At 55.7% G+C, this 12774-nt stretch carries 15 protein-coding genes; 14 read left to right on the top strand and 1 reads right to left on the bottom strand.

All coding sequences use genetic code 11. The features are described 5' to 3' along the window. The first annotated feature begins 27 nt into the window (after positions 1-27). The 10 genes from AC2TF6_RS08185 (at position 28) to AC2TF6_RS08230 (ending at position 6883) form a co-directional block, all read left to right on the top strand. Positions 28-552, top strand: a complete 525-nt coding sequence (locus tag AC2TF6_RS08185; protein ID WP_491310629.1) for a GrpB family protein — start codon at positions 28-30, stop codon at positions 550-552. Positions 553-617: 65 nt separating this feature from the next. Further along, positions 618-776: a hypothetical protein gene (locus AC2TF6_RS08190; RefSeq protein ID WP_491310630.1), complete on the top strand. Its 159-nt coding sequence runs from the start codon at positions 618-620 to the stop codon at positions 774-776. A 14-nt stretch (positions 777-790) separates the two neighbouring features. Beyond that, positions 791-1387, top strand: coding sequence for a DUF1572 family protein (locus AC2TF6_RS08195; RefSeq protein ID WP_491310631.1), 597 nt, complete (start codon positions 791-793; stop codon positions 1385-1387). A gap of 59 nt (positions 1388-1446) precedes the next feature. Next, entirely contained in the window at positions 1447-2223 is a 777-nt protein-coding gene (locus tag AC2TF6_RS08200) for a GNAT family N-acetyltransferase (protein WP_491310632.1), read from the top strand. A gap of 45 nt (positions 2224-2268) precedes the next feature. Then, positions 2269-2958, top strand: coding sequence for a DUF1361 domain-containing protein (locus tag AC2TF6_RS08205; RefSeq protein ID WP_491310633.1), 690 nt, complete (start codon positions 2269-2271; stop codon positions 2956-2958). A 43-nt stretch (positions 2959-3001) separates the two neighbouring features. Continuing rightward, positions 3002-3571, top strand: coding sequence for a hypothetical protein (locus AC2TF6_RS08210; protein ID WP_491310634.1), 570 nt, complete (start codon positions 3002-3004; stop codon positions 3569-3571). A 66-nt stretch (positions 3572-3637) separates the two neighbouring features. Further along, positions 3638-4048, top strand: coding sequence for a RidA family protein (locus AC2TF6_RS08215; RefSeq protein WP_218228322.1), 411 nt, complete (start codon positions 3638-3640; stop codon positions 4046-4048). 357 nt (positions 4049-4405) lie between these two features. Then, positions 4406-4900 (top strand): GNAT family N-acetyltransferase, encoded by a 495-nt coding sequence (locus tag AC2TF6_RS08220; RefSeq protein WP_491310635.1) that lies wholly within the window; start codon positions 4406-4408, stop codon positions 4898-4900. A gap of 147 nt (positions 4901-5047) precedes the next feature. Further along, a complete protein-coding gene (locus AC2TF6_RS08225) occupies positions 5048-5737 on the top strand; it encodes a VOC family protein (protein ID WP_491310636.1) in 690 nt (229 codons plus the stop codon). A gap of 147 nt (positions 5738-5884) precedes the next feature. Then, positions 5885-6883, top strand: coding sequence for a zinc-dependent alcohol dehydrogenase family protein (locus AC2TF6_RS08230; protein WP_491310637.1), 999 nt, complete (start codon positions 5885-5887; stop codon positions 6881-6883). Between the two features lie 144 nt (positions 6884-7027). On the opposite strand, the gene AC2TF6_RS08235 is transcribed toward AC2TF6_RS08230, so the two are convergent. Beyond that, positions 7028-7405 (bottom strand): hypothetical protein, encoded by a 378-nt coding sequence (locus AC2TF6_RS08235; RefSeq protein WP_491310638.1) that lies wholly within the window; start codon positions 7403-7405, stop codon positions 7028-7030. Between the two features lie 478 nt (positions 7406-7883). Between AC2TF6_RS08235 and AC2TF6_RS08240 the strand changes: the two genes are divergently transcribed. From AC2TF6_RS08240 to AC2TF6_RS08255, 4 genes are all read left to right on the top strand, one after another. Continuing rightward, positions 7884-9239 carry a TrkH family potassium uptake protein gene (locus AC2TF6_RS08240; RefSeq protein WP_491310639.1) on the top strand — a complete coding sequence of 452 codons (1356 nt, stop codon included), beginning with the start codon at positions 7884-7886 and terminating at the stop codon, positions 9237-9239. A 307-nt stretch (positions 9240-9546) separates the two neighbouring features. Further along, positions 9547-10497, top strand: coding sequence for an amidohydrolase family protein (locus AC2TF6_RS08245; RefSeq protein WP_491310640.1), 951 nt, complete (start codon positions 9547-9549; stop codon positions 10495-10497). Further along, positions 10494-11903 (top strand): sugar ABC transporter substrate-binding protein, encoded by a 1410-nt coding sequence (locus tag AC2TF6_RS08250; protein WP_491310641.1) that lies wholly within the window; start codon positions 10494-10496, stop codon positions 11901-11903. Before AC2TF6_RS08245 ends, AC2TF6_RS08250 begins: the two co-directional genes overlap by 4 nt. Beyond that, a complete protein-coding gene (locus AC2TF6_RS08255; protein ID WP_491310642.1) occupies positions 11900-12769 on the top strand; it encodes a carbohydrate ABC transporter permease in 870 nt (289 codons plus the stop codon). The genes AC2TF6_RS08250 and AC2TF6_RS08255 overlap by 4 nt, the downstream gene beginning before the upstream one ends. Positions 12770-12774 lie beyond the last annotated feature (5 nt).

Below are 12774 nucleotides of genomic sequence, written 5' to 3' on the forward strand. Positions count from 1 at the left end.
AAAATACATGAAGGAGGGATCGTCCCCGTGTTGAATAAAACGAAAGAAGTCCGGATAGTTCCTTATGATCCGGCGTGGAGAACCGCTTTCGAGAGCATACGAGCCGAACTCGAACAGCATATCGGCGACCTCGTTCTCGCCATTGAACATGTCGGCAGTACGTCGGTGGAAGGCTTGGGAGCCAAACCGGTCATTGACATTGATGTCGTCATGGACAGCTACGGAGTGTTTCCCGCCATTGCGGAGCGTCTGGGGAAAGCGGGCTTCCGGCATGAGGGCAATCTGGGCGTGGAGGGCCGGGAAGCGTTCAAACGGACGTACGAGGACGGCTTTATGGCTTATCATCTCTACGTATGTCCCAAGGACGGGCGCGGCTATCTGGAGCATATCGCTTTTCGCGATTATTTGCGTGCCCATCCTGCGGCACGGGAGCGGTATCAGCGGCTTAAGGAAGATTTGGCGGCCGAATTCCGCTATGATAGAGATACTTACTGTGAGAGGAAAACCGGTTTTGTCCGGGACATTCTAAACAAGACCCTCTATAAGGAATAGAGCAGCATGGGCGTCAGCACCTTCCAAGGAACCGGCAGAGGGAGACCAAGGAGGCCGGCGATACGATGGAGACATTCGGCAGAGGTTGCCTGTATATTATTTTGGGTATAGTGGTTCTTATGGTTTTCGCTTTGTTTGCCGGAGGGACGGTTACGATTCCGTGGATCATCGTGATTCCGCTGGTCGTGCTGGCTTTCTGGGCCGCGTCGAAAAAAAATAAATAACCGGGGTGACCGAAATGAGTGCGAATCAGACTTATCTGGAAAGTGTGCGCAAACAATTTCTCTACTACAAAACACTCGGGGAGAAAGCGATGGACCAGCTGGAGCCGGAGCAGTTGTTTACGGCTTACAACGAAGACACGAACAGCATTGCAACGATAGTGGCTCATCTGGGCGGGAATATGCTTTCCCGCTGGACCGATTTTCTTACGACGGACGGGGAAAAAGACTGGCGCGACCGCGACGCCGAATTCGGGCACAGCCTTTCGGACAAAGAGCAGCTTCTGGACAAGTGGAACGAAGGCTGGAACTGCTTATTCCATGCGTTGGATTCCTTGAGTCCGGGTCAACTGGAGCAGATTATTTATATCCGCAACGAAGGCCATACCGTGATCGAAGCTATTAACCGGCAGTTGGCCCACTATCCTTACCACGTCGGGCAGATCGTCTACGCGGCCAAACTGCTCAAAAAAGAAGAATGGAACAGCTTGTCCATTCCGAGAAACAAATCCGCGCAATTCAACAGTGAAAAATTCGCCAAACAGAAATCGGTCCAAAATTTTACCGATGAAGAGATGAAAAGATTGTCCGCCAACACGGACAGCATGCAATAAAACGGCTCCGGCAACCGGAGCGGCATCACGACGGACACAGACTGGAGACAATCAAGGCCATGTACACGATGACAAAAGTAAACGCCGCCATAAGGCCGCATCTGACAAGACTGTTTGAAGAGGTCCGCCGGGTGGACGTCTGTATAGACAGCGTGCTGGAAGGTCAGGCCGGCGGAGAGATTCGGATCTTCGTCGATTCCTTGACGGATCCTTCAAGCGCGCAGATCAATCAGGGGAGCTTCGCCTATTTCGCCGGTGATTCCGCGGGCCCTTCCGCCGAGCAATGGCTGGAGGAGCTTCCCGCGCACTGCTATATCATGCCTTCATCCCCAGGCTGGGTGCAGCGGGCACGGAGCATCCACGGCGGCAAGCTGATCCGCGGCGAGCGGTACCTATTTTCCCCGGAGTCGCTGCGGCCCGGCCCTTTGAAGGAGCTGGCGGAGCGTCCGGATTACATAGTGGAAAAGATCACGCCGGAGCTGGCGCGGGACATGTTCGGCGACCCGCTCCAGCATTATCACTTCGTGAATTACGACACGGCGGAACAATTTATGGAGACCGGGTTCGGCTATTGCATCCGCGCGGAAGACGAAGTCGCGGCCGCCTGCACGACCGCGATGGTATGCCGTACGGGCGTGGAAATCGGCATTATGACACACCCGGACTACCGGAAGTTCGGACTGGCGACCCGGGTTGCGGCCGCGTTTCTGCTGCACTGCCTGGAGCACAATCTGTATCCGAGCTGGGATGCGGCAAATTTGAAATCCAAGGGGCTTGCGGAGAAATTGGGGCTGATCTATGCCGGATCTTATGAGGTTTTCTCCCTGCAGGATTAGGCGGATGAGAGTGCCGCCGTTGTCCCCGCGGAAGAAGGAGCATGAATGGTACACCTGTCTGCGTGGAAATCGGCCGCGTTTCTGGCGGCTCTGTCGGCACTTACGCTGCTGGTCTATTCCGTTTTCCGGAACAAGACGTATTACGATTTTTTGACTTGGAATTTATTTCTGGCCTGGGTTCCGTTCGTGTTCTCGTTTATCGCTTATGAGACCGGACGCCGGGTACAAAGCGGGATGAGAGCCGCTATCATCGTCGTTCTGGGGGGAGGCTGGCTGCTGTTCTATCCGAACGCCCCTTATATCGTAACGGACCTGGTTCATTTAACCGCGATGAAGGGGCTCTATGCCTCCTCCGCTCAAGGAACGTTTGCGTTCCGGTACTGGTACGATCTGCTCGTTCTCGTATTATTTGCGTGGAACGGTCTGCTGCTCTGCGTATATTCCCTCTATCAGGTTCATTCGCTTATCCGGCTTGCCGCAGGTTCCCTGCTTGCCTGGGGCTTTGTGGCGGCGGCAGCGCTGCTCGGCGGCTACGGCGTACTGCTGGGCAGAGTGCACCGGCTAAACAGTTGGGACGTGCTGAAGGATGTAAGCCTCATTAAACAGATCGCCATGGAGAGCCTTCATGCGCCGGCGATGCTTTTCTCCCTGCTGTTCGGTCTTATGATCGGGATTGTTTATGTGTCGTTTTATTTTGTTGTCCATCAGGCGGGCCGGGCGGTTACGCGTGCATAAGAAGCTCCCATAGGCAGCTTGTTCAGGCGGAGAGGAGAAGGTCATGCTATTTTCGAAAAAAGATCCGGCCGATCTAAGGACGGACTTTGAACGGGATCTGCTGCGTCAGGCCAGGCGTCTGATTCCGGAAGAACCGCCGCCGCCCTGGCGTCTGCAGACGGTTATTGCGGCTGCGGGAGTAACGGCTGGCGGCTGGGACGGGGACGGCCGGATCGTCCTGATCGGCAGCGGCTACAGCATCACGGATGCCTTTACCGGGCAGCGGCTTGTCAGGGAACGCGACGAGGCGAAGACCGAACGGCATCTCGCCGGCGGCGGGTTAAAATTCACCGTGCCCGAGACGGGGGAAGAGATCGGCGTCTTCGGGCTGGACGGGGGAGACGGCATTCAGATGAACGCCGAAGGCTGGAGGCTGGAAGTCATTTACCCGTGGTGGCCGAGAGCTTCCGTGATCCTGGAGAATGTTTTCTCCAGGGAGTACCGGTATTTGGCCGGAGCTGTTATGCTGGAGATTCCACGACTCGACGGCTGGTTGAAGGGCGGTTTTTCACCGTCCGGGGAAGCGTTTATGGTGCTCGGATCGGGCGGATCGGCCGTTTTTGCCAAGCGTTAATCCCAGGTCTGCGAAAGAATAAAGAATGGACGGCAATCAGATTTATCGGAGAGGAAGAGAGAAATCATGACCAAAAGAAAGAATATCTCATCCGGTTCGCCGTGGGAGCCTGTTGTCGGATACAGCAGAGCGGTAAGGGTCGGCAATATCGTTGAAGTAGCGGGAACGACCGCCATGAAAGACGGAGCCGTTGTAGGCATAGGAGACGCGTACGCCCAGACGAAATGCGCACTGGGCATCATCGAAGAGGCACTTAACCGGGCGGGAGCCAAACTGGCCGATGTCGTAAGGACGCGCATGTTCGTAACGGATATCGGCCGGTGGGAAGAGATCGGCAAAGCCCACGGGGAATTTTTCAAGGATATTCGTCCGGCATCCACGATGGTGGAGGTCCGGGCCTTAATCGATCCCGAACTGCTGGTGGAGATCGAAGTTCAGGCCATTGTGAAGGAAACTTCTTCCGGGTTCGGAGATTGACCGCCTCAGGGCCTCCTCCTTTGTGAGAGGGGGCCTTTTTTAGTTGCGGAGGGGATAGAACCTTATGGTATAATCAGGAAAATAACGGCTGTGCGGCAAGCGCCTTGTGGCATGTAACGGTCGAAAAAAAACGACCCGGCGCGAAGCCGAAAACGACGTCCCGTAAGGCTGAAGCTGTCAGCACGGATGGCTGCGTTCTTGCGTTTTTGGAACGGATCGGCCGGTCGGCCGTCTATGACCTTGTACGCCGGCTGGACAGCCCTTACACCTGTTTGGCCAAAGACATTCTCTGTGCTTAGGACCCCGGGTTTTACTTGCCGAGGGCGCAAGTCCACGATTAACGGGAGGCATTCACTTATGATCCGAATTTGTACCGAACAAGATATCCGTGATATTTACGACATTATTAACGATGCGGCGGTCGCCTACAAAGGAATTATACCGGCCGACCGGTTTCACGAGCCTTACATGACGATGGAGGAACTGCAGAGCGAAATCGGCAGCGGGGTCGTGTTCTGGGGGTATGAAGACGACGGACGGCTGATCGGGGTGATGGGCATCCAGGACAAAGGCGACGTTTCCCTGATCCGGCACGCCTATGTGAGGACGGATCAGCGCAAGGGCGGCATCGGCAGCCGGCTGCTGGCTTATTTGACGAACTTGACGGAGAAACCGTTCCTGATCGGTACGTGGGCGGACGCTTCCTGGGCGATCGCCTTTTATCTCAAAAACGGCTTCTCTCTCGTTCCCGAGGCGGAGAAGGAGCGGCTGCTGCGCACGTACTGGGCCATACCGGACCGGCAGATCGTAACGTCCGTCGTGCTCGGCGACCGCAGGCGCGAAGCGGTTTAGCCGGTAGACAAGGATGCTCGCAAAGTGAACACGGAACGGGCTATCGAAATGGGCCCTCCGCAGCCCGGTTTAGTGATTTTAACCGGACTTTCGTGATTGTGAACGTGCTCAACCCCCGACTATATCTCATCTTAAGGAGTTATCATCATGAAGATTTTGGACCTAACGCTCCACGCTTCGAATATAACCGAATTAAAACAATTTTACGGAGAGCGGCTGCGGCTGCCGTTGACCGGAGAGTCCGGCGCCTCCTTTTCCTTCCGGGCCGGGAACACGAACGTAACTTTCGTCCCCTCGGCGCCGGACAGCGATAGTTTCTACCATTTCGCTTTCAACATCCCGGAGAACAAGATCGAAGAAGCGGCCAGCTGGCTCGGGGACAGGGTGGAACTGCTCAGCCAGGAGGGGAGTCCCGTCGTCCATTTCGAAAGCTGGAATGCCCACGCCGTTTATTTTAAGGACCCCGCAGGCAACATTGTCGAGCTGATTGCCCGGCATAATCTTGAGAATGCGTCGCAGAAACCGTTCGGCGAAGAAGATTTTCTGTGCGTCAGCGAAATCGGAATGCCGGTAGACGATGTGTCCGCCGCGTTGCGGGATTTAAAACGGCAGGCAGGGCTGGAGGCCTGGAAGACTCCGAGCGATACGTTCGCGCCGGTCGGCGACGAGAACGGGCTTTTTATCGTGGTGAAAAAAGGCCGGGTCTGGTTCGCGGGCGAAAGAAGCTCGCAACCCCATCCGCTGGACGTTAGGACAGACGGATGCCGGGTGCGGCTCGACGCCGAAGAAGGAATTTCATTCGGAGAGCCCGGGGAGAGCGTGCCGGATAAGCCGTAAACGGGGAGCGGCAATTGGCGCATGACCGTTATGCGGCCCACGGGCTGCAAACGGTAGGAAGTCCATCCGCGCTTTTGCCGCAGATCCGTCCACCGTACGCCGCCCCTGGCCCGGCTTCGGAAAATTGACATCACGGGAGAGAACAGCGTGCTTAACAAAAGTGTCTATTACGGCCGGTTCGGCCCTCCGGCTGAAGTGCTGGAGATCCGCCGTACTCCTGTCGTCCCGCCGGGGCCGGGCGAGATCCGGGTGCGGATGCTGGCCCGGCCCATCAATCCGTCGGACCTGATCCCCGTGCGCGGGGCCTATGCCCACCGGATCGCCCTCCCTGCGGTGCCCGGCTACGAAGGCGTGGGCATCGTCGAGGAGACGGGCTCTTCCGTGCCGCCGGAGCTGCTCGGCAGACGGGTTCTCCCGCTGCGCGGCGAAGGAACCTGGCAGGAATCGGTCCTCGCGCCCGCCGGGCTGGCGATCCCGGTTCCGCCGGACATTCCCGACGAGACGGCCGCCCAGCTCTATATCAATCCCGTGACCGCCTGGGCGGTTTGCGGGGCGCTTCGCCTGAAGTACGGCGATACGCTCGTCGTCAACGCCGGTGGCTCGGCGATCGGTAGAGTGTTCGCGCAGCTGGCGGGAGTTTTCAACTATGAGCTGATCGCGGTTACCCGCAGCGCAGCTCATACGGAGGAGCTGCTGCGCCTCGGCGCGGCTCACGTCATCGACTGCGCCGACACGCCGCTTCGCGAGGCGGTGCTGTCCCGGCCCGGCGGCCGGGGGGCGACCGCGGCCGTGGACAGCATCGGCGGCCCGGACGGAGCGGCTCTCGCCGGCTGCGTGCGGCCCGGCGGCACCGTGTTCAGCATCGGGCTGCTGTCGGGAGTGCCGGTGGACTGGGCGCAGATATCCCGGCTGTACCGGGTGGACGCCCGGCCGTTCTGGCTCCGGCACTGGATCCGTCATGCTTCCGCGGCGGAATGGATCGGGACGTTCGAGGAGATTATGGAGCTTGTCCGGGACGGAAGGCTGAGCCTGATGAAGATCGCCGCCTGCTACGGGCTGGACGAGGTCCGCACCGCCGTGGACGCGTTCGAATCCGGCATGTCGGGGAAGATCTTGCTGACCGGGAAGGCGAGCGAGGAACCGTAAGGATCGGCTCACGATTCGAGGAGACTTCCTAGCTCCGATGTCCGGCTTTTTATCCAGGGATACGTACAGTAAATTGCGCGTGACTTAAAGAATAAAGACGTCTCTCGTTAAAGCTGCGAGAGACGTCTTTTTCTAAAGCCCGGTTTATTCAAATACGTACTTCATCGGGATCGCGATTTCACTGTACGATCTAAGGAGGCTCCAATTCCCGTTGTTTTTGGCGAACGTCTCCACATACATACAGACTTTATCGTAAAGAATGTTGTCGGAAGAATGACTGACCCAAAATATAGCCATGACTTTATCTTCATCTACGGGTGTGACATGGACAATGTTGAAATGCCATTTGGGATTCCGGTCTTTGTAATAATCATATTGATTTTGCCAGGATTCGCATGCATCGTCCAGCTTTCCCAAGGTAACCCGATTATTCGGATACGTGTAACAAATGACGAGATCCTTGGAGAACATGGCCAACAATTCGTCTATGGAGCACGAATTCCAAGTCGTTAAGTAACTCACCTCCTTTAGCTTTTCTTACAGCCTATCAAACGTAAATCTTTTCTAAACGTCATCTGTTACACACAAGTCTGGTTATATTGAGGATGTGCAGAGACTCATTACGCAGAGCAATAATGGGGAAATAATGAAATAATCGACCTAGAGCAATGTAGACATTCCTACTTCGATGATGACCGGTCCATCGCGAGTAAGAGTGCCCTGTTTAGCTCTTTAAATAAATGAAGGAGGAATGTCAAGATGAACGTGGTCGCTTACACGAAAGAAATGATGAAGCCTTTGAACAATTAAGTGATGGAAGTTCCATCTGCCAAAAGCGAAGTAGAGTTCCGATTAAATGGATGTATACGGCTGCGCCAGCACAACCCCCTATTAATTCAGGATTTCATAGACGAAGGAAAGTTCACCTGTTAAGGTGGCTTTCCTTTTCTTTTTTGGGTAGGATAGAGGGGAATGTGTCTGTGAGAAGGAGAATAGGAACATGGTTAAAAAACGAAGGATTCCGATCCGGCTTACGCCTCCGCAAATATTGGCGCTCGGAATCCTGGCTATTATTTTAATAGGATCGGTGCTTCTTGCGCTGCCTGCCGCCTCCGCTACCGGAGAGCCGATCTCTTACCTGGATGCTTTTTTTATGGCGACTTCGGCCGCCTGCGTAACGGGGCTTTCCGTTCTGAACGCGGGGGTGCATTTTTCGCTGTTCGGCCAAATTGTCATCCTCATGCTGGTTCAGGTGGGCGGGCTCGGATTTATGACGATGGCCACCTTGATCGCGCTCGTGTTCCGCAAGCGGATTTCTTTGAAGGAGCGGCTGCTTCTGCAGGAAGCGATGAATCAAGGGTCCGTGGAGGGCATCGTGCGGCTGATCCGCAAGGTGCTGACCTACGCGCTCGCCATCGAGCTGGCGGGAGCCATACTCCTGACCGTCCGGTGGGTCTTCGATATGCCGTTCGGAAAAGCCGTGTATTTTGGCATTTTCCATAGCATATCCATTTTCAACAATGCCGGATTCGATTTGTTCAGCAGTCTGCCGGGAGCCCAGGGGAGCTTGATGGCGTACGTGAACGATCCTTACGTGAATATCGTGGTCATCGGGCTGATGATTTTGGGGGGCATCGGGTTTATCGTCATTGCGGACGTACTCGATTTCAAGCGGACCCGGCAGCTGACGCTTCACTCCAAAGTCGTGCTTACGGCAACGGGGCTGCTGATCCTGACAGGTTCCGCCGTTGTTTTTATTTTCGAATATACGAACCCGCTGACGATGCAGACGCTTAGTCTTCCGGGCAAAATTTTCGCCGCCTTCTTCCAGTCGGCGACGACCCGGTCCACGGGAATGAATACGCTCGATATCGAATCGTTCCGTCAGGCGACCCAATTTTTTGTCATCATCCTCATGTTTATCGGAGCGGCGCCGGGGTCGGCGGGCGGAGGGATTAAAATTACGACGTTCGCGATTCTCGTAGGCGCCGTCATTACGATGGTCCGGGGTAAAGAGGATATCGTGTTTTTCCGCAAAAGGCTCCCGGAAGAACGCATTTATAAAGCGACGACGCTGACCTTGGTTTCCGTAATTCTGGTCGTAACGGGAACGATGATTCTCTCGGCTCTCCAGGACGGGCCTTTTATCAAAATGTTGTTCGAGGTCACGTCCGCCTTCGGTACGGCCGGCATTTCTTTAGGAGTAACGCCGGAGCTGACCTCGCCCAGCAAAGTTCTGATGGCCGTTCTGATGTTCGTCGGCCGTCTCGGCCCGCTGACGCTTGCTTACGCGCTGACACCGAAAGGAACGAAGGAGCTGTACCGCTACCCGGAAGGCAAAATTACGATCGGGTAACGGAGCGGCGTCCGCGCCCCGGGATATAAAAAAACAGTTTGACAGTTTTCCGGCGGCGTTTTATAATTCCTAGTATTCCCATTGGATAAAAGAATATCTTGTTGACCAGACCACTGGAGACACTATTTCGTTTAACGCGAATAGTGTCTTTTTTGTTTGACGGTGCCTGCCTCATCCGCAAGAAACCGCAAGCACCGGCGGAAACGGATGGCGGCTGCGGAACACGCGGAGCATGCAAGGAGAAGAAAGCGCGTCTCCTTTTTCTTTTCCAGGGGGAAGCCGACAGCGGGAGAAGGAGGGACGGACCATGTTTAAAGACGGATTCAAAGTCTTCGATATTCACGGGCACCTGCCTTACGCGCAGCAGTTTGTCAAACACGATGAAGTGATCGACGGCGCGCAGGCCAAGCGGGGAGAGCGGATGCGGCTCACTTGGGATTTTCCGTCCGGACCGGACAACGGTCCGGGTGCGGGGCGGCCGGTTATCGACCGCTGGGCCGACGAGCTCGACAAGTACGGAATCGGGGGGTTGAATTTTCTTACCGCGAAGGGAAACGACGATCTAAAGGAGCAAATTTCCAAGTATCCCGGCAAATTTACGGGCTTCGCCCATCATTCCATCGAAGCGCCGGATGCGGTGGAAGAACTGCAGCGGGCCGTAGACGAACTGGGGCTCCGGGGTTACAAATTGTTCGGCCCGCTTATCCAAACGTCTCTGGACGATCCGTCGCTCCGACCGGTTTGGAGCTTCCTGGCGGAGCGCAAGCTGCCCGTGCTGATCCACTTCGGGCTTCTGGGGCATACGGGCGGAATCGTGCAGCACCGGAACATCAACCCCTTGGCCATTTTTAACGTGGCCCGGGAGTTTACGGACATCCCGATCCTCATTCCGCACTTCGGAGCGGGCTACTACCAGGAGCTGCTGCACCTGTGCTGGGGATGCCCGAACGTGATCGTCGACACGTCCGGCTCCAACCAGTGGATGCGGTGGGCGCCCTACGACCTGACGCTGGAAACCCTGTTCCGCAAGACCGTGGAGCTGATCGGTCCCGAACGCGTCGTTTACGGATCGGACTCCAGCGGCTTTCCCCGCGGGTACGTCTACCGCTACTTGCAGGATCAGGTCCGCGTATGCAGGGAACTGCGCTTCAATGAAACGGACATACAGAGCATTTTCGGCAATAACGCGAGAAGGCTGCTCCGTCTACCGGAAACAGCCGCAAGCGTTCAAGAACATAAAGGGGTTGAAGTCCTATGAGCAGCAAATTGGAAAATGACAAGAGGAAAACAGAGAAACGCCAAAAAGGCAAACCGCAGCCCGCGCTGTTCCGTCTTGCGGTGTTAACGCTGGCCGCCGCGCTGAGCGCGGGTTTGATGGCCGGCTGCTCGGGGAGCAGGTCCGCTTCCGGGGACGGCGCCAAAGACGCATCCGGGCAGCAATCCGGGGACGCGGGCAAGGACGAGAAAGTCACGATCGAGTACTGGCAGTATCAGTATCCGGTCAAGGTGGATCTCATCAATTCGCTTATTAAAGAATTTGAAAAGACGCATCCGAACATTACCGTCAAACAAACCAATTTTCCTTACGACCAGTATAACGAAAAGGTGGCGACGCTGATTCCGGCCGGCAAAGGACCGGATGTAATCAACCTGTACTATGGCTGGCTTCCGAAATATACGGCATCGGGTTATTTGCAGCCTTTACCGAAGGAATCATTCCCGGATTCGAAGATCCAGGAAGAATTTTTCCCGTTCGTTGAAGCGGCTAAAATCGGCGGCAGCTACTATGCGATTCCGACGGCCGTCCGGACGCTGGGGCTATACTACAACAAGGATTTGTTTGCAAAAGCGGGGCTGGACCCGGCGAAACCTCCCGCGACATGGGAGGAACTGGTGGACTACTCGAAGAAATTGACGGAGAAGGACGCCAAAGGCGAATTTGTCGTCGAAGGCCTGGCCTGGCAGCCGAATTCCCAGCTGCATCACTGGTACCGGGATGCGCTTGTGTATCAGGCCGGCGGCAAGGATATCAGCGAAGACCGCAAGCGCGTCCTATGGAACGAGACTCCCGCGGGACTTCAAGCCTTCAAGTACCTGCTTGATTTTGCCACCGTACATAAGGTTGGAACGAAAGATTTTTACAACGATGATATTACGGCGTTCAAAGGCGGCCATGCGGCGATGAATATCGACGGCTCGTTCCAGCTCGGCGGACTCAAGAAAGATGCGCCGAATCTGAATTTCGCCGTAGCCCCGCTGCCCGCGTACAAAGGAAAAGCCACGCAAGCTTCTTTCTGGGCCAACGGAATCACCAAGAACGCCAAAGGGAAAAAGCTCGAGGCGGCAACCGAATTCCTCAAGTTTTTGACGAGCAAGGAGGTGCAGGAGCAGTGGGTGGAAAAAGTCGGCGAGCTGCCGGCATCCAAGGCCGTCGCCCTTCAGGATAAGTACGCCAAGGACGAGAAAATCGGCCCGTTCATCCGCCAGCTCGGCGATGCCAACGCCCACTTCTTCGTGGATGAAAAACTGGAGCGGGACTATTTCGTGCAGGCCGCGGACAGCGTCGTGCTGAACAAAGTTCCCGTCGAGAAGGCTTTCGAAGAGCTTGTAGCGAAAACCCAGAAGCTCTACGACGACTATTGGGCGAAGCAGGCTAAAAAATGAAGCGGCAGCGGCTCTTTTTCGTCTACGCCTGCCTGCTCGTTCCGCTGCTGTTTTTCATCGGCGTCCGGATCGTCCCCATCGTGTATTCCTTTCTGGTCGGCTTCCGCGAGTGGGATCTGCTGTCGGAGGAGAAGCCGTTCGTCGGTTTCTCCAATTACCTGGCTTTATACCATGACCCGGTATTCCTGATTTCGCTTCGAAATACGGCCGTTTACGTCCTGATCGGGGTACCCGGGCAGCTTGCGGCCGGACTTGCCGTTGCCCTGCTTCTTCGGCGGATTATCCGGTTCAGAGCTTTTTTCCGGACGGTCTACTTCCTGCCCTACGTCACCAGCGTCGTAGCCGTGAGCTGGGTGTTCCGCTGGATTTTCATGAAGAACGGCATCGTCAACGGCCTTTTGCTCAAATGGGGCCTGCCGTCCCAACTGTTCCTGGGTTCGCCGGACCAGGCTATTTTTATCGTTACCGCCGCTATGATCTGGCAGAACCTCGGCTTTCAAATGCTGATTTTCCTCACGGGGCTGGAAAACATCCCGAAAGAATACGAGGAAGCGGCCGCCATCGACGGAGCGAGTGCGTGGCAGCGGTTCGTGCATGTGACGTTACCGCTATTGAACCCGGTTCTGCTGTTTTCCGTCATTATTGCAAGTATTTCGTACCTGCAGTCTTTCACCCAGATTTTGAACATGACGTCCGGGGGCGGGCCGCTTAACTCTACGAAATCCGTCGTGGTGTATATTTACGAGCTCGCGTTCAAGCAGTTCAATATGGGGCAGGCGACCGCGGCTACCGTCGTCTTGTTCCTCCTTATTCTTCTCTTGTCGCTGCTGCAGCTTAAAACGTTGAACCGAAAAGTCGAGTATTAAAAGGA

It is taken from the genome of Paenibacillus sp. JNUCC 35, assembly GCF_058269095.1.

What these genes read in the sequence shown, in the direction of transcription:
- AC2TF6_RS08190 (WP_491310630.1), top strand. Translation starts at nt 618, where the DNA reads ATGGAGACATTCGGCAGAGGTTGCCTGTATATTATTTTGGGTATAGTG.
- AC2TF6_RS08195 (WP_491310631.1), top strand. Translation starts at nt 791, where the DNA reads ATGAGTGCGAATCAGACTTATCTGGAAAGTGTGCGCAAACAATTTCTC.
- AC2TF6_RS08200 (WP_491310632.1), top strand. Translation starts at nt 1,447, where the DNA reads ATGTACACGATGACAAAAGTAAACGCCGCCATAAGGCCGCATCTGACA.
- AC2TF6_RS08205 (WP_491310633.1), top strand. Translation starts at nt 2,269, where the DNA reads ATGGTACACCTGTCTGCGTGGAAATCGGCCGCGTTTCTGGCGGCTCTG.
- AC2TF6_RS08210 (WP_491310634.1), top strand. Translation starts at nt 3,002, where the DNA reads ATGCTATTTTCGAAAAAAGATCCGGCCGATCTAAGGACGGACTTTGAA.
- AC2TF6_RS08215 (WP_218228322.1), top strand. Translation starts at nt 3,638, where the DNA reads ATGACCAAAAGAAAGAATATCTCATCCGGTTCGCCGTGGGAGCCTGTT.
- AC2TF6_RS08220 (WP_491310635.1), top strand. Translation starts at nt 4,406, where the DNA reads ATGATCCGAATTTGTACCGAACAAGATATCCGTGATATTTACGACATT.
- AC2TF6_RS08225 (WP_491310636.1), top strand. Translation starts at nt 5,048, where the DNA reads ATGAAGATTTTGGACCTAACGCTCCACGCTTCGAATATAACCGAATTA.
- AC2TF6_RS08240 (WP_491310639.1), top strand. Translation starts at nt 7,884, where the DNA reads ATGGTTAAAAAACGAAGGATTCCGATCCGGCTTACGCCTCCGCAAATA.
- AC2TF6_RS08245 (WP_491310640.1), top strand. Translation starts at nt 9,547, where the DNA reads ATGTTTAAAGACGGATTCAAAGTCTTCGATATTCACGGGCACCTGCCT.
- AC2TF6_RS08250 (WP_491310641.1), top strand. Translation starts at nt 10,494, where the DNA reads ATGAGCAGCAAATTGGAAAATGACAAGAGGAAAACAGAGAAACGCCAA.
- AC2TF6_RS08255 (WP_491310642.1), top strand. Translation starts at nt 11,900, where the DNA reads ATGAAGCGGCAGCGGCTCTTTTTCGTCTACGCCTGCCTGCTCGTTCCG.